The organism is Achromobacter sp. SLBN-14, from assembly GCF_006715415.1.
Taxonomy (GTDB): domain Bacteria; phylum Pseudomonadota; class Gammaproteobacteria; order Burkholderiales; family Burkholderiaceae_B; genus Achromobacter; species Achromobacter mucicolens.
Genome location: NZ_VFNE01000001.1, coordinates 5378600 through 5393669, shown reverse-complemented (window position 1 = coordinate 5393669; position 15070 = coordinate 5378600). Strand labels below are relative to the sequence as shown.

14 protein-coding genes are annotated in these 15070 nt (G+C 67.2%); 9 read left to right on the top strand and 5 right to left on the bottom strand.

Features of this window, described 5'->3' with window-relative positions; genetic code table 11:
• The first annotated feature begins 58 nt into the window (after positions 1-58).
• From FBY20_RS24690 to FBY20_RS24675, 4 genes are read left to right on the top strand one after another with little or no spacing between them, the layout of a single operon-like run.
• Complete coding sequence (locus FBY20_RS24690; protein WP_142055156.1) at positions 59-1267, top strand: aminotransferase class I/II-fold pyridoxal phosphate-dependent enzyme; 1209 nt, start codon at positions 59-61, stop codon at positions 1265-1267.
• Between the two features lie 3 nt (positions 1268-1270).
• On the top strand, positions 1271-2461 hold the full coding sequence (locus FBY20_RS24685; protein WP_142055154.1) for an amino acid ABC transporter permease: 1191 nt from the start codon (positions 1271-1273) through the stop codon (positions 2459-2461).
• Between the two features lies 1 nt (position 2462).
• Positions 2463-3563 carry an amino acid ABC transporter permease gene (locus tag FBY20_RS24680; protein ID WP_056318045.1) on the top strand — a complete coding sequence of 367 codons (1101 nt, stop codon included), beginning with the start codon at positions 2463-2465 and terminating at the stop codon, positions 3561-3563.
• 18 nt (positions 3564-3581) lie between these two features.
• Complete coding sequence (locus FBY20_RS24675; protein ID WP_056318048.1) at positions 3582-4322, top strand: amino acid ABC transporter ATP-binding protein; 741 nt, start codon at positions 3582-3584, stop codon at positions 4320-4322.
• Positions 4323-4400: 78 nt separating this feature from the next.
• Here FBY20_RS24675 and FBY20_RS24670 read toward each other — a convergent pair whose 3' ends face one another.
• From FBY20_RS24670 to FBY20_RS24655, 4 genes are all read right to left on the bottom strand, one after another.
• The gene (locus FBY20_RS24670) at positions 4401-5489 is read right to left on the bottom strand and encodes a porin (RefSeq protein WP_142055152.1); all 1089 of its coding nucleotides are present in this window, start codon (positions 5487-5489) and stop codon (positions 4401-4403) included.
• Between the two features lie 8 nt (positions 5490-5497).
• Positions 5498-6661, bottom strand: a complete 1164-nt coding sequence (locus FBY20_RS24665; protein ID WP_142055150.1) for a DUF1624 domain-containing protein — start codon at positions 6659-6661, stop codon at positions 5498-5500.
• Positions 6662-6804: 143 nt separating this feature from the next.
• On the bottom strand, positions 6805-8106 hold the full coding sequence (locus FBY20_RS24660) for a HAMP domain-containing sensor histidine kinase (protein WP_142055148.1): 1302 nt from the start codon (positions 8104-8106) through the stop codon (positions 6805-6807).
• Entirely contained in the window at positions 8099-8782 is a 684-nt protein-coding gene (locus tag FBY20_RS24655; RefSeq protein WP_142055145.1) for a response regulator transcription factor, read from the bottom strand. Before FBY20_RS24655 ends, FBY20_RS24660 begins: the two co-directional genes overlap by 8 nt.
• A 209-nt stretch (positions 8783-8991) precedes the next feature.
• Here FBY20_RS24655 and FBY20_RS24650 point away from each other — a divergent pair, with 209 nt between their 5' ends.
• From FBY20_RS24650 to FBY20_RS24630, 5 genes are all read left to right on the top strand, one after another.
• On the top strand, positions 8992-10119 hold the full coding sequence (locus FBY20_RS24650; protein ID WP_142055143.1) for an ABC transporter substrate-binding protein: 1128 nt from the start codon (positions 8992-8994) through the stop codon (positions 10117-10119).
• Between the two features lie 6 nt (positions 10120-10125).
• Positions 10126-11208, top strand: a complete 1083-nt coding sequence (locus FBY20_RS24645; RefSeq protein ID WP_142055141.1) for an iron ABC transporter permease — start codon at positions 10126-10128, stop codon at positions 11206-11208.
• A gap of 30 nt (positions 11209-11238) precedes the next feature.
• A complete protein-coding gene (gene azu / locus FBY20_RS24640; protein WP_142055139.1) occupies positions 11239-11694 on the top strand; it encodes an azurin in 456 nt (151 codons plus the stop codon).
• Positions 11695-11696: 2 nt separating this feature from the next.
• Positions 11697-12479: an ABC transporter ATP-binding protein gene (locus FBY20_RS24635; RefSeq protein WP_142055137.1), complete on the top strand. Its 783-nt coding sequence runs from the start codon at positions 11697-11699 to the stop codon at positions 12477-12479.
• A gap of 62 nt (positions 12480-12541) precedes the next feature.
• Positions 12542-13474 carry a hypothetical protein gene (locus FBY20_RS24630; protein WP_142055135.1) on the top strand — a complete coding sequence of 311 codons (933 nt, stop codon included), beginning with the start codon at positions 12542-12544 and terminating at the stop codon, positions 13472-13474.
• A 16-nt stretch (positions 13475-13490) separates the two neighbouring features.
• On the opposite strand, the gene ilvA is transcribed toward FBY20_RS24630, so the two are convergent.
• Positions 13491-15062 carry a threonine ammonia-lyase, biosynthetic gene (gene ilvA / locus FBY20_RS24625; protein ID WP_142055133.1) on the bottom strand — a complete coding sequence of 524 codons (1572 nt, stop codon included), beginning with the start codon at positions 15060-15062 and terminating at the stop codon, positions 13491-13493.
• Between the last annotated feature and the right edge of the window lie 8 nt (positions 15063-15070).

The window sequence follows — 15070 nt, the reverse complement described above, 5'->3', positions numbered from 1 at the left end:
TCATTTCCCCGGCGCGCGGGCCCGCCCCGCGCCAGATCACTTTTTACACAGCATCACCATGAACAGCATCGTCAACGCCCGACTCAAACAGATCAAACCCTCGCCCAGCATGGCCGCCAAGATCGTCGTGGACGAACTCCGCCGCCAGGGCCGCGAGATCGCCGACTTCACGCTGGGCGAGCCCGACATGCCCACGCCCGCGCATATCGCGCGCGCCGGCCAGGAAGCCATCGCGGGCGGCGACATCCGCTACACCAGCCCGAACGGCACCGTGGGCCTGCGCACCGCCATTGCCAACAGCCTCGAACAGACCCTGGGCGTGCGCTACGGCATGGACCAGATCACCGTGGGCGCGGGCGCCAAGCAGATCATCGCGGCCGCGCTGACGGCCAGCCTGGAACCGGGCGACGAAGTCATCGTCTGCGCGCCGTATTGGGTGTCCTACCCCGACATGGTGCTGCTGGGCGAAGGCAAGCCGGTCGTGGTGACCGGCCCCGAATCGCAAGGCTTCAAGCTGGACGCGGCCACGCTGGAAGCGGCCATCACGCCGCGCACGCGCTGGCTGATCCTGAATTCGCCCAGCAACCCCAGCGGCGCCGTCTACAGCGCGGACGAACTGCGCGCGCTGACCGACGTGCTGGTGCGCCATCCCCAAGTGTGGATCCTGAGCGACGAGATCTACGCGCCCTTCACCTACAGCGGCCAGGCGCACGCTTCGCCCGTGCAGGTCGAACCGCAACTCATCGGCCGCACGCTCATCGTGAACGGCATGTCCAAGTCCTACGCCATGACCGGCTGGCGCGTCGGCTACGGCGCCGGCCCGGCCGATCTGATCAAGGCCATGAGCACCGTCATGTCGCAAAGCACGTCGTGCCCCAGCGCGATTTCGCAGGCAGCCGCGCAGGCCGCATTGGAAGGCGATCAGTCCAGCGTCACGGAAATGGTCGAGATCTTCAAGAAGCGCCGGGAACTCATCGTGAGCCGGCTGAATGCCATCCCCGGCATCTCGTGCGCCATGCCGGACGGCGCGTTCTACGTGTACGCCAACGTGCAGGGCCTGATCGGCCGTCAAGGCCCAGACGGCGAGCTGAAGACCGACCTGGACGTCAGCCTGTTCTTCCTGCGCGAGGCCGGCGTGGCCGTGATCGACGGCGGTTCGTATGGGCTGTCGCCGTACGTCCGCTTCTCGTTCGCGACCTCCACCGAGGTCATCGAACAGGGCATGGACCGCCTGGCCGCTGCCGTCGGCGCGTTGATGGCGGGCTGAGCCGTGGCGCAGCATATTGCTCAACGCCCGGCGCCACGGCCGCCGCGCCGGGTTTCGTGGAATGACCCGGCCACCCGCGCGGTGGTCTACCAGGCGCTGGCCCTTGCGCTGGTCGGGGCCGCCGTCTGGTTCCTGGTGCACAACACGCTGCACAACCTGTCGCTGCGCAACATCGCGACGGGTTTCGGCTTCCTGAACCGCGAGGCCGGTTTTGCCATCGGCGAAACCGTCATCGCCTATTCGCCCGCCGATACCTACGGACGAGCCATCTTCGCCGGCATCCTGAACACGCTGCGCGTGGGGCTGCTGGCGCTGGTGGCCGCGACCATCCTGGGCGTGTTCATCGGCATCGGACGCCTGTCCAAGAACTGGCTGGTCAACAAGATCACCTCGGTCTACGTCGAGGTGATGCGCAACGTGCCGCTCTTGCTGCAGCTCTTCTTCTGGTATGCGCTCATCACCGAGAACATGCCCGGGCCGCGCCAGGCGCACAACCCGCTGCCGGGCGTCTTCATCTCCAACCGCGGCCTGAAGGTGCCGGGGCTGGAAGGCGCGTCGCTGGACTGGGTGCTGGGCGGACTGGCGCTGGCCATCGTGGCAATCATCGCCGTGAGCCACTGGGCCACGAAGCGCCAGGAAGCGACGGGGCAGCCTTTCCGGCTGGGCCGCGTGGCCATCGGTCTCTTGATCGCGTTTCCCGTCATCGGGTGGCTGGCCAGCGGCGCATCGCTGACGCTGGACATGCCGGCGCTCAAGGGCTTCAACTTTGTCGGCGGCCTGACGCTGACGCCGGAGTTCGTCGCCCTCTTCCTGGGTCTGACCGTCTATACGTCCGCCTTCATCGCCGAAGTCGTGCGTTCCGGCATCCAGGCCGTCAACAACGGCCAGTGGGAAGCCGCCGGATCGTTGGGCCTGCCGCGCCGGCTGGTGCTGCGCCTGGTGATCCTGCCGCAGGCGCTGCGCGTCATCATCCCCCCGATGACGAGCCAGTACCTGAACCTGTTGAAGAACAGTTCGCTGGCAGTGGCGATCGGCTATCCGGACATCGTGTCTGTCGTGAACACCACGCTGAACCAGACCGGTCAGGCCATCGAAGGCATCCTCATCATCATGGCCGCCTACCTCACGGTCAGCCTGTCGATCTCGATATTCATGAATTGGTACAACAAGCGCATCGCGCTGGTGGAGCGTTGAGATGAGCAGCACTACGCAAACCCTGGGCGCCGACCTCGCCCCGCCCGGCGCGCAAAGCGGCGCCTGGGCCTGGATGCGGTCGCGCCTGTTCTCCTCGCCGCTCAACATCCTGATCACCGTGCTGCTGGCATGGTGCCTCTTGATGGCGCTGCCGGCGCTGGTGGAATGGGCCTTCATCAAGGCCAGTTTTGACGCCACCAATGCGCAGGAATGCCGCGCGGCCGGCGGCGCGTGCTGGGCGTTCATCATCGAAAAGCACCGGCTCATCCTGTTCGGCACCTATCCATTCGACGAGCAATGGCGTCCGCTGATCGCCACCGGCATCCTGATCGCGGTGATCGTGGCAAGCGGCATGCGCCGTTTCTGGAACGGCAAGCTGGCGCTCATCTGGACGCTGGGCCTGGCGGCGGTGGCCGTGCTGATGTGGGGTGGCGTGTTTGGCCTGACCTACGTCGAAAACGCCCGCTGGGGCGGCCTGCCGCTGACCCTGATCCTGGCCACCTTCGGCATCGCCTTCGCGTTTCCGGTCGGCGTGCTGCTGGCCCTGGGCCGCCGGTCCAAGATGCCGGCGATCAAGGCGCTGTGCGTCGTGTACATCGAGCTGATCCGCGGCGTGCCGCTCATCAGCCTGCTGTTCATGTCGTCGGTCATGCTGCCCCTCTTCCTGCCGGAAGGCTTCACCATCGACAAGCTGTTGCGCGCACAGATCGCGATCATCATGTTCGCCGCGGCCTACATCGCGGAAACGGTGCGCGGCGGCCTGCAGGCCATCCCGAAGGGCCAGTACGAAGGCGCGGATTCGCTGGGCCTGAACTACTGGCAGCAGATGCGCAAGATCATCCTGCCGCAGGCGCTCAAGATCGTGATCCCGCCGCTGGTGGGCATCTTCATCAGCCTGTTCAAGGACACGTCGCTGGTCGTCATCATTGGCATTTTCGACCTGACGCTGGCGGCCAAGGCGGCCCTGTCCGACGCGGCGTGGCGAGGTTTCGGGGTGGAGGCCTATCTCTTCATCTCGCTCATCTACTTCGTCTTCTGCTATTCCATGTCCAAATACAGCCGCGCGCTCGAGCAGCGCCTGGCCACCGGGCACGCCCGGTAAACCCGAAGGAGAACAGGCATGTCCGATGCCATCATTCGTCTGCAGGACGTGAACAAGTGGTACGGCCAGTTCCACGTGCTGCGCAACATCAACCTGAACGTCGCCCAGGGCGAGCGCATCGTGGTGTGCGGCCCGTCGGGCTCGGGCAAGTCCACGATGATCCGCTGCATCAACCGGCTGGAAGAGCACCAGAAGGGCCAGATCATCGTCGACGGCACCGAGCTGACCAGCGATCTGAAGCACATCGAGACCATCCGCCGCGAGGTCGGCATGGTGTTCCAGCACTTCAACCTGTTCCCGCACCTGACCGTGCTGGAAAACCTGACGCTGGGGCCTATGTGGGTGCTCAAGCAGTCGCGCGCCCAGGCCGAGGCCACCGCCATGAAGTATCTGGAGCGCGTGCGCATCCCGGATCAGGCCGCCAAGTTCCCCGGCCAGCTCTCGGGCGGCCAGCAGCAGCGCGTGGCGATCGCGCGCTCGCTGTGCATGAACCCGAAGGTCATGCTGTTTGACGAGCCCACCTCGGCGCTGGACCCGGAAATGGTCAAGGAAGTGCTGGACGTGATGGTGACGCTGGCGCAGGAGAGCGGCATGACGATGATCTGCGTGACGCACGAAATGGGCTTTGCGCGCAAGGTTGCCAACCGCGTCATCTTCATGGACCGCGGCGAGATCATCGAAGAGAACAACCCCGACGACTTCTTCGATCATCCGCAGAGCGAACGGACCAAGCTGTTCCTGAGTCAGATCCTGCACTGAGGCGACGAATAGCCGCTCCGTCAGATCGTCAAGCCGCCTTCATCAGGCGGCTTTTTCGTGGACGTGCGCCGGGCGCGGTCAGAAGCGGTGGCGCATGCCCACCGCGTACTGGGACTGATGCCAGGACGGATCGTCCCAGGCGCCGCGCATGTAGCCGTAGATGGCGTACACGTTCGTACGCTTGGACAGGTCGTAGACGTAGCCCGCCGAATAGATCTGCTGGGTATGCGTGGCGCCATCGCGGTCGAGCGCCCCGCCGCCCGGCAGGCTGCCCTGCCACGACGCCATCACGGTGCTCGCACCATTGCGCCAGGCAGCGCCCGCCATCACGCCGTGCACCGTGCTGCCCGGGAAGTACACCCGCTGACCGGGTGACTGTACCGCCGGGATGGTTGAGCCGTTGCGCATCACCGACCAGCCTGCATAAAGCGTGAACGCATCCACCGTGGCGCGGCCGGCCAGCGTGTAGGCGTAGGGCCGGCGGTCGGCGCCTGCCCGGGTCATGGCGGCCGATTGCGCCGTGCCGTCCGCCCAGCTTGCGCCTTCGTAGGTGGCGGCGATCGAATAGCCCGGCTGGTCGAACACCACGGCGGCGCTGTATAGCTTGTTGGTGGACGCGGTCTGGAACCCGCCCCCGCCGTCGTAGTCCAGGCTGGCATCGACGCCCGCGCGCAGCCCGCCGACAGAGGGGCTCCAGTAGGCCACCATGTTGTCTGCGCGATTGGCGTTGTACGGCAGCAGCGCGGTCTGCGCGCCGGTGATCAGATACGACGCCAGGAACGCATCGTAGTCGGCCAGCGTGGCCGACGACACAGAGGTCTGCCGGCCAAGCCGAAGATCGCCAAAACCGCCGGACACGCCCATCCACGCCGCACGCCCGAACAGGCGCCTGCCCTGCGCCGAGTTGCCGTTGTTGGCAAGAAAGCCGCTTTCAAGCTGGAAGTTGGCCCGCAGGCCATTGCCCAGGTCTTCGCTGCCGCGCAGGCCCCAGCGCGATCCGGACTGCACGCCGGACTGCATGTTGATGGCCGTGCCGCGCTCCTGCGTGGAAAAGCCCGCGATGCTCAGGTCCACGACGCCATACAGCGTCACGGCGTTCTGCTGGGCGTGCGCAGCCCACGGCGCCATCAATGCCACGATGCCCGCAGCCCACTTGCGTACCGCCATCGCCGGCCTCACAGGTACTTGAGCCAGGCGATATCGCGGCGCGCCGCCTTCAGGCGTCCGAACCAGCGCACGGGCCAGAACAGCGCCACCGCCAGCAGGATCGCGATCAGCCACACCGCGCCCATGCCATCCACGCCGAAATACTTGCCCTGGTTCAGGCCCCAGATGGCTTCGCCGCCCAGATACAGCGCCTTGAGCACATACAGGTGCAGCAGATAGAAAAACATGGGCGCCGCGCCAAAGACGCACAGCGCGCGAACCCACGCCGCCGACTGCGCGCGCTCGATCAGCACCAGCAGGCACAGTCCCAGGCCCAGCGTCAGCAGCAGGAACATCAGCGACGGCGGGTACTTGGTGATGTTCAGAAAGCTCATGGCGGTATGCAACGCGTCGTCATGCACCGCCCATTTCTGCGACTGCCCATACCCGTTGATCGCCCGCAACACCACGAAACCCGCCACAGCCGCCAGCCCCGCCGCCCACAAACGGCGCTGACGCACAGCCGCATCGGCCCCCGGCTGGAACCACGGTCCCGCGGCATAACCCAGCGCAATCACGCCGATCCACGGCAGCAACGGGTACGACGTGCGCAGGCGCAGCGTGTCGCTTACTTCGATCCAGCCGCGGTCATGCAGCACCGCCCACGGCACGTGCAGGGCGTGACCTGCCGCGAAGTGAACGGCATCGAGCGCGTTATGGCCGGCAACCAGCGCCACGCCGGTCAACACCAGCGCCCAGCGCGGCAGCCATAGCAAGGCCGCCAGCGACAACATGGACAGGCCGATCACCCAGATCACCTGCAGGTACACAACGGAGGGCGGAAACTGAAAGGTCCACGCAAAGTTCACGACGATGACTTCAAGCGCAATGAGAAACGCGCCCCGCTTGGCCAGAAACGCCGCGGTGGCGCCCCGGTTGCCGGCCTTGGCGCCATACAGCCAGGCCGAAAGACCGGTCAGGAATACGAACACGGGTGCGCACAGATGCGCGAGCAGACGCGAGAAAAACAGGTCCGGCGGCGTGGCGGACACATCCATCGGGTCGCCGACCTGGTGGTGCAGGAAGAACGTCTCGCGCACGTGGTCGAGCAGCATGATGACGATGACCAGGCCGCGTAGCGCGTCGATGGAGCGCAGCCGGGCGGCCGCGGGTTGGGAAATGAAAGAAGTCATGGGGAATGCGGAACTCGCGGCGACGCGCGCCGGGCGAAAAAAGCGAGAATAGTAATGTAATAACATTACTATTCCAAGACATTTTGTCCCTGTTTGACGCGCTGGTGTGTTGCCCGCCCCCTCGCGCGGCCGGGTGCCACCATTTACCCGGCCGGGGTGGGTGCGGGTCCTGCCAGGTCCACGCGGAACTGGCTACCCTGCCCGGGCCGCGAATGCAGCGACACGCGCCAGCCCTGGTGCTCGCAGATGCGTTGGACGAGCGACAACCCCAGCCCCAGGTTGCCATCGTCAGGCTGTCCGCCGCGCACGAATGGCTGGAAGAGCGACGCCTGCCGTTCCACGGGAATCCCCGGACCGTCGTCCTTGACTTGCACGAAATCAGGCCCCGCCGTAATGGCGACGCGTGCCTGCGGCCCGGCATATTGCAGCGAATTGCGGATCAGGTTGGACAGCACGGCGCGCAAGAGCGGCGCCGGAAACAGCAAGGCGGGCTCGTCGCCGCCGGCGGTCTCCAGCGTCAACTGCATGCCGCGCCGCTGCGCCACGGGCGACCAGGCTGCCAGTTGGCCGCGCGCGGTGTCCGCGGCGCTTTCGCGCGGAAAAAGGCCGGCGGCATCGCCCCCGCGCGCCAGCATCAGATACGTGTCCAGCCGTTCACCCATGTCGGCTGCGGCCGCTTCGATGCGCGCCAGCCGCGCCTGGCCCGCCGCGTCCAGACCATGTTCTTCGCGCAGCAGTTCGCAGGAACTGGAGATCACCATCAGCGGTGTGCGCAATTCGTGCCCGACATCGGCCGTAAAAAGCTGCTCGCGCCGCAGCGCCTGCTCAAGCTGGTTGTAGGTCGAGTCGAACGCGGCCGCGAGCTGGCCGATCTCGTCAGGCGGATAGTCTTCGGCCAGCCGGGTCTGCGGCGGCTGCGCGCCGCGTGTGTTGACCTGCGCGGCCAGCCGCGCAAGCGGGCGCAGCAGGCGGCGGGTGGCCACGATGCCCAGCACGAACGCCAGCGCCAGACTGGCCGCCAGCCCCGTCACCGCAGTCAGGTGGGAGGCCGACTGATTCTGCTCGTACTCGGTGTAGTCGCGCAGCAGCATATAGCGCTGTCCGTCCTGGTCGTCGACCATCACGTGCCACACCCGGCCGTTGCGCTCGATCTTGTGAAAGCCCGGCGCCAGCGGCCGCAGCCAGTCGGGAAACGCCGCGCCGCCCGGATCGCCATGAAAGAACCGGTTCGGCCGTCCCGGGTCAATGCCTGCCAGAAAATCGCCCCGCACCCGTTCCACCGCCATGCCCATGTCGATGCGTTGCAGGTGGGCTTCCAGCTTGCCCACGCTCCAGACCGACAGCCAGGTCAGCAGCCCCGCCACCAGCAGCGCCAGCGCAAGGTAAGTCAGCACGAGGTGGCGGGCCAGCCCGCGCCGCACCGGGCGTGCGCCGCGGCTAGCCATCGCTGGGGGGCCGCAACTGGTAGCCGATGCCATGCACGGTGTGCAGCAGCGGCGTGTCGTAGGGCTTGTCGACCACGTGGCGGATCTGGTGGATGTGGGTGCGCAGGCTGTCGCTGTCGGGCGGGGAGTCGCGCCACAGCGCCTCTTCGAGCCGGGTACGGTGGACCACCGCCGGACTGGCGCGCATCAGCAAGGTCAGCAATTGCAGCGGCGACGGAGGCAGGCGCAGTGCCTGACCCGCGCGCGCCAGCGCCAGGGTGCCGGTATCCAGCGTCAGGTCGCCCACGCGCAGGACTCGGGACGCGCCCGCCCCGCTGGCGCGATGCAGCAGCGCCTTGACCCGTGCCGCCAGTTCGGCCAGCGCGAATGGCTTGACCAGGTAATCGTCGGCGCCTGCGTCGAATCCCGTCAGGCGGTTGTCCAGCGTGTCGCGGGCGGTGACCATGATGACGGGCGTGTTGCACGCCGCCTCGGTGCGCAACCGGCGGCAAAGCGCGTAACCGTCCAGCCGCGGCAGCATCAGGTCCAGCACGATCAGGTCGAATTCGCCCGTGGCCGCCATCGCATAGCCGCGCTGGCCATCCTCGGCGCAATCCACGATGTAGCCGCGGCGCGTCAGGTGATGCGTGATATTGGCAAGAATGTCGGGGTCGTCTTCGATGACGAGAACGCGCATGGCGAGAGAGCTCGGAGAACAACAATCAATCTCACATTGTAGAGGCCGAGGCGTGGGATGCCGGGTGTCGGATGCCCGGTGTGCAGCGCCTGCACCACAGGCTCGGCGCGTCTTAACGAATTCTTGAGACAGGTTGTCGGACACTGCCCGGCGATAAGAATGGTTCGCGTTACCCGCAACGCGCGGCCAATGCCCCATAAGGATTCGCCATGCGCCCGATTGCCCTCTTCCGTGCGGCCGTGACCGCCGCCGCCCTGTTCTGCGCCCTGCCCGCCTCCCATGCACGCGAGGTCACCGACCTGGCCGGCCGCGTCGTGACGGTGCCCGACCACCCGCGGCGCATTCTGCTGGGTGAAGGCCGCTTTGTCTTCGCGATGGCGCTGCTGGACCGGCACGATCCCGTCGCGCGCGTGGTCGGCTGGCAAGGAGAGCTCAAGCAGCAGGATCCCTATTCCTGGAACCAGCTCGTCAAGCGCTTCCCGCAAGCGGCCCAGGTTCCCTTGATCGGCAAGACGTCGGAAGCCAGCGTCAGCCCGGAGAAAATCGTTTCGCTGCGGCCCGACGTGGCGATCTTCAGCGTCAGCGGCCACGGTCCGGGCCGCAACAATCCCATGATTCCCGCGCTGCAGGAAGCCGGCATCCCGATCGTGTTCATCGATTTCCGCCAGCACCCGGTACGCAACACGGTGCCCAGCCTGCGCATCCTGGGCCAAGCCCTCGACCGGCAAGCGCAGGCCGAGGCCTACATCGCGTTCTACGAAGATCGCCTGGCCCGCGTGCGCAAGGTGGTGGACGCGGTGCCGCAGGCGCAGCGGCCGCGCGTCTTCGTGGAAATGCTGGCGGGCGTGTGGCCCGCGTGCTGCCACACCACCGGCAACGGCAGCTTTGGCGACCTGCTGGAAGCAGCCGGTGGCGTCAATGTGGCCGCGCCCGTGCTGCCCGGCGCCATCGGCGACGTCAGCCTGGAATTTGTCATCGACGCCAAGCCCGACGTCTACATCGCCACGGGCAGCCGGTCGGAGCCGGGCCGTCCAGGCCTCTTGGCCGGGCCCGGCGCAGATCCCAAGGTCTCTGCCGGCAGCCTGTCCACGCTGCTGGCCCGCGACGGCATCCGCGACCTGGATGCTGTCACGCAACATCGCGCCTTCGGCATCTGGCACGCCTTCTACAACTCGCCCTACAACATCGCCGCCATCGAGGCGATGGCCAAGTGGCTCTACCCCGAGCGCGCGGCGGCGCTGGATCCGCAAGGCACGCTGGACGCGCTGTATAGACAGTTCCTGGACCTGGACAGCAACGGTGCCTTCTGGACGACCCCGGCCGCGCCTGCGAAGTAGACCGACATGACCGATATCGTCACCGCGACGCCGCTACGCGCGGCGTCCGTCCCCGGCGACCCCATCGCCGCATACCGGCGCGCGGTGCGCAAGCGCCTCTTGCTGACTGCCGCGCTGGGGGTGGCCATCGTGGCCAGCCTGCTGGCCGACATCGCAAGCGGGCCGGCATCGCTGTCCCTGCCCGAGCTGCTGCGCACGCTGCTCCACCCCGACGTGTCGGACACCGGCACGCGCGTCATCGTCTGGCAGTTCCGGTTGCCCTATGCGCTGATGGCGCTGCTGGTCGGCGTTGCGCTGGGCCTGGGCGGCGCCGAGATGCAGACCATGCTGGACAATCCGCTCGCCAGCCCCTACACCCTGGGCGTCTCGGCCGCTGCAGCGTTCGGCGCGTCGCTTGCCATCACGCTGGATTGGCATCTGCCGGCGCTGCCGGCCGGCATGACCGTGTCCGTGTCGGCTTTCGCCTGCACGCTGCTGTCGGTGCTGGTGCTGGAGCGCGTGGCGCGCTGGCGCGGCGGGTCCACGCTGGGCGTGGTGCTCTTTGGCATCGCGCTGGTGTATTCGTTTCAGGCGCTGGTGATGCTGCTGCAGTTCGTGGCCAGCGAAGAGGCCTTGCAGGGCATCGTGTTCTGGACCATGGGCAGCCTTGCGCGCGCCAACTGGACAACGGTCGGCGTCATGGCGGCGGCCCTGGCGCTGGCCATCCCGTTTTCGATGCGCGACGCCTGGAAGCTCACCGCGGTGCGCCTGGGCGAGGAACGCGCGGCCAGCTTCGGCATCGACGTCAAGCGTCTGCGCCTTGTCAGCCTGCTGCGCGTCAGCGCGCTGGCGGCGCTGGCCGTGTCGTTCGTAGGCACGATCGGCTTCGTCGGCCTGGTGGCGCCCCACATCGCGCGGCTGCTGCTGGGCGAAGACCATCGCTATTACCTGCCGGGCAGCGCCCTGGCCGGCGCACTGATCCTGTCGCTGGCGTCCGTGGCTTCCAAGACCGTGCTGCCCGGCGCGCTCATTCCGGTGGGCATCGTCACGTCGCTGGTCGGCATTCCATTTTTTCTCACCATCGTCGTGCGCGCGCTCAAGCGCGCCTGACGGCATCCCATCGCACAAGGAGACACCCTGATGAAATTCCGCCTGACGCTGACCCTCGCGGCCCTGATGATCGCCGGCACGGCCCACGCCGCGCCCGCCGAGTGCAGCATCGACGTCGAAGGCCGCCCCGGCAAGCAATTCGGCCCTGACCACATCGTCGTGCCGGCAAGCTGCCAGGAATTCACCGTGCGGCTCATTCACACGGGCAAGAACAGCAAGGAAAAGGCCGGCCACAACTGGGTGCTGACCAAGACCGGGGACATCGACGCCGTCATGACGGACGGCATCCAGGCGGGCGCGAACAACGACTTCCTGAAGCCGGGAGACGCCCGCATCCTGGCCAAGACGCCGATGCTGGGCGGCGGCGAGACGGCCACCGTCACTTTCCCCGTCAGCCGCCTGCGCGCCGGCCAGTCATACACCTACTACTGCTCGTTCCCGGCGCACGCGCAGCACATGCGCGGCACGCTGGTGCTGCAACCCTGACGATGACGCAGCTACGCCTCCAGGCGCTGTCCGCGGGCTACGGCGGGCGGCCGGTGCTACGCCACGCCAGCGCCGGCCCCATGGCCGAAGGCGCCGTCACCGCGCTGCTGGGCCCCAACGGCAGCGGCAAGTCGACGCTGCTCAAGACGTTGGCGGGCCTGCACCCCGTGATGGACGGCGCCCTCTGGCTGGACGGCGAAGACCTGGCGCAGGCCAGCGCCGCCCGCCGCGCCGAATGCGCGATGTACATGCCGCAGGCCCTGCCCAAGGGGGTGCACATGACCGTCTTCGAATCGGTGCTGGTGGCGGCGCGTTCCGGAAGGCACGGGCAACCCGGCCACGCGCTGATGGAGCACGCCATGGCGGTCATCACCGAGCTGGGCATTGCGCCCCTGGCCAGCCGCCACCTGGACGAACTGTCAGGCGGACAGAAGCAGCTTGCATCGCTGGCCCAGGCGCTGGTGCGGCGCCCGCGCCTCTTGCTGCTCGACGAACCGCTGTCCGCGCTGGATCTGAATTATCAGTTCCACGTGATGGACGTGCTGCGCCGCCAGACCCGCCAGCACCGTCTCATCACGTTGGTGGTGCTGCACGACCTGAACATCGCGCTGCGCCACGCTGACCATGCGTTGCTGCTGCACGCGGGCGCGATCGAGGCCGCAGGGCTGCCAGGCGATGTCGTGACGCCCGACACGCTGCGCCGCGTGTACCGGGTGCGGGCACGCGTGGAGCATTGTCCGCAGGGACAGGCGCAGATCCACGTCGACGGGCTGGCCGAACGCTGAACCGGACCGGCGCGGCTTCAGCGGTATATATTCACCCCTCCCGCCATCCTCTGAGTCCGCCCATGACGAGCCGCCGCGCCCTCGTGTTTCTGCTCAGCCTGCTGGTCACGCCCTCGGGCGCCGCGGTGGTCTATGACGATCACGGCCTTGTCGTCGACGTGGCAGCCGGCAGCCGCAGCGACTGGAATACCGGCCAGCGCCAGACGACGCGCGCCACCACCATCACGTTCCAGGGCAAAAGCCTGTGCGGCGCGGACGTCGGCGGCCTGCTCTTTCCGGGCAGCAATGCGCCGCAAGCCCGCGCGTTCTTCTGCCCTGGTCCCGTCGCCATTCTGGAAACCGACGCGGTGATGGCCTTCTTCACCAGTTCCAGCGCCAGCACCGTGCTCGCGCATGTGCAAGTGGTCAACGGCGCGCTGCGCGTGCAGCGTCTACCCATCTCCGACAAGCCAGACCGCGACCGGATCCACGGCACGCGGTTCGAGGACGCCCGCCTGCCCGGATGGACGCGCGTGAATTCCGCCTGGAACGAAACCGTGATGATCCGGCACGCGCCGCTCAAGGCCATGAACTTCGGCCCGGGCAAGCTGCTGGATGTGGCGGGCGATGTGGCCTACCTGGCTATCCCTCCGGGCCGCGACGTCGTCGTGCTGCAACTGGCCACGCACGTCAAGGACGCCCACGGTTACCTGCAGTACGTGCCGGAAGTCAGCAAATTCGTGGATACGCCCCTGGCGTTTCGCGCGGTGCGCCTGAGCGACGCGCGTGAGCTGGCCCGCCTGGATTTCAAGGACACGTGCGTGGGCCTGCCTGCGCTGCAATTCGAACGGCCCGGCGCGAAGGCCGCTTCCGGCTCGTCGCCGGTCATCGCCTTTGACGAGGTGCCCGCGTGGCGCGCAAATGCGCTGGAACTGACCCAGGCGCAGGGGCGCGCGACGCTGCGTTTGAAGCCGGGCGTGGCATTGCCGCGCAAGGCCGGCTGCAGCGCTAGCTAAACGCCCTGCTGCTCACTCAGATCAGGAACTGGCGGTAGGCCTCGTTCCCCGTTTCCTCGGCATGCGCATAACCCAGTTGCCGCAGGAACGCATCCAGCGCCGCATCGTCGGCCACCGGCGCCTGGATGCCCACCAGCGCCGAGCTGAAGTCCGTGCCCTGATTGCGGTAATGGAACAGGCTGATGTTCCAGTTGGGCGCCATCGCCGACAGGAACTTCATCAGCGCGCCCGGGCGCTCGGGAAATTCAAAGCGGAACAGCCGTTCGCCGCCTGCCAGCGGCGAGCGTCCGCCGACCATGTAGCGGATGTGCTGCTTGGAGACTTCGTTGTTCGTCAGGTCGGTGGCCGAGAAGCCCTCGGCCTGCAACGCCGCCAGAATGTCGGCCGACTCGCCGCGGCGCGCGATCTGCACGCTGACGAAAATGTGCGCGGTGCGCGCGTCGGCGATGCGGTAGTTGAATTCGGTCACGCTACGTTGCCCGATCACCTTGCAAAAGCGCCGGAAGCTGCCGCGTTCCTCGGGGATGGTCACCGCGAAGACCGCCTCGCGCGCCTCGCCCACCTCGGCGCGGTCCGCCACGAACCGCATGCGGTCAAAGTTCATGTTGGCGCCCGAAGTAATCGCCACCAGCGATTGCCCGTGAGCGCCTTCGCGCTCGACGTATTTCTTCAGCCCCGCCACCGCCAACGCGCCCGCTGGTTCGAGCACGCTGCGCGTGTCCAGGAACACGTCCTTGATGGCCGCGCATACCGAATCGGTGTCGACCAGAATCACTTCGTCCAGATGCTCGCGGCACAGGCGGAACGTCTCTTCGCCCACCAGCTTGACGGCCGTGCCATCCGAAAACAGGCCCACGTCGGCCAGGATGACGCGTTCGCCCACGCGCAGCGACTGGGCCATCGCGCAAGAGTCCTCGGTCTGTACGCCGATGACCTTCACGCCGGGATGCACCGCCTTCACGTAGGTCGATACGCCCGCCGCCAGGCTGCCGCCGCCGATCGGCACAAAGATGGCGTGCAGCGGTTCGGGGTGTTGGCGCAGGATCTCCATGCCCACCGTGCCCTGGCCGGCGATCACATACGGATCGTCGAACGCGGGGACGAACGTCAGCCCCTGTTCCTGCGCCAGCATCTGCGCATGGGCATAGGCGTCGCTATACGAATCGCCGGCCTGCACCACGGTGACGGTCGGACCGCCGTGGGCGCGCACGGCGTCCACCTTCACTTGCGGTGCGGTCTGCGGCACCACGATGATGGCCCGCACGCCCAGCTTGGCCGCCGAAATGGCGACGCCCTGCGCATGGTTGCCGGCCGACGCGGTGATCACGCCGCGCTCCAGCGCCGCCCGCGGCGTGTTGCGCATCTTGTTATAGGCGCCGCGCACCTTGAACGAAAAAACCGGCTGGTTGTCTTCGCGCTTGTAGTGGACCGTGTTGCCGAGCCGGGCGGACAGGCCGCGCGCCAGGTCCAATTCGGTTTCCCGGGCAATGTCATAGACCCGGGCGGTCAGGATCTGCCGCAGATACTCCATGGGCGTGGCGGAGCCGGCCTGGAATTCCGAGGTTGCGTTGGGGGTGGTAGCGGACATGGTTTCTC

Coding starts and splice junctions, on each gene's coding strand:
- FBY20_RS24690 (WP_142055156.1), top strand. CDS start 59: ATGAACAGCATCGTCAACGCCCGACTCAAACAGATCAAACCCTCGCCC.
- FBY20_RS24680 (WP_056318045.1), top strand. CDS start 2,463: ATGAGCAGCACTACGCAAACCCTGGGCGCCGACCTCGCCCCGCCCGGC.
- FBY20_RS24675 (WP_056318048.1), top strand. CDS start 3,582: ATGTCCGATGCCATCATTCGTCTGCAGGACGTGAACAAGTGGTACGGC.
- FBY20_RS24670 (WP_142055152.1), bottom strand. CDS start 5,489: ATGGCGGTACGCAAGTGGGCTGCGGGCATCGTGGCATTGATGGCGCCG.
- FBY20_RS24665 (WP_142055150.1), bottom strand. CDS start 6,661: ATGACTTCTTTCATTTCCCAACCCGCGGCCGCCCGGCTGCGCTCCATC.
- FBY20_RS24660 (WP_142055148.1), bottom strand. CDS start 8,106: ATGGCTAGCCGCGGCGCACGCCCGGTGCGGCGCGGGCTGGCCCGCCAC.
- FBY20_RS24655 (WP_142055145.1), bottom strand. CDS start 8,782: ATGCGCGTTCTCGTCATCGAAGACGACCCCGACATTCTTGCCAATATC.
- FBY20_RS24650 (WP_142055143.1), top strand. CDS start 8,992: ATGCGCCCGATTGCCCTCTTCCGTGCGGCCGTGACCGCCGCCGCCCTG.
- FBY20_RS24645 (WP_142055141.1), top strand. CDS start 10,126: ATGACCGATATCGTCACCGCGACGCCGCTACGCGCGGCGTCCGTCCCC.
- azu (WP_142055139.1), top strand. CDS start 11,239: ATGAAATTCCGCCTGACGCTGACCCTCGCGGCCCTGATGATCGCCGGC.
- FBY20_RS24635 (WP_142055137.1), top strand. CDS start 11,697: ATGACGCAGCTACGCCTCCAGGCGCTGTCCGCGGGCTACGGCGGGCGG.
- FBY20_RS24630 (WP_142055135.1), top strand. CDS start 12,542: ATGACGAGCCGCCGCGCCCTCGTGTTTCTGCTCAGCCTGCTGGTCACG.
- ilvA (WP_142055133.1), bottom strand. CDS start 15,062: ATGTCCGCTACCACCCCCAACGCAACCTCGGAATTCCAGGCCGGCTCC.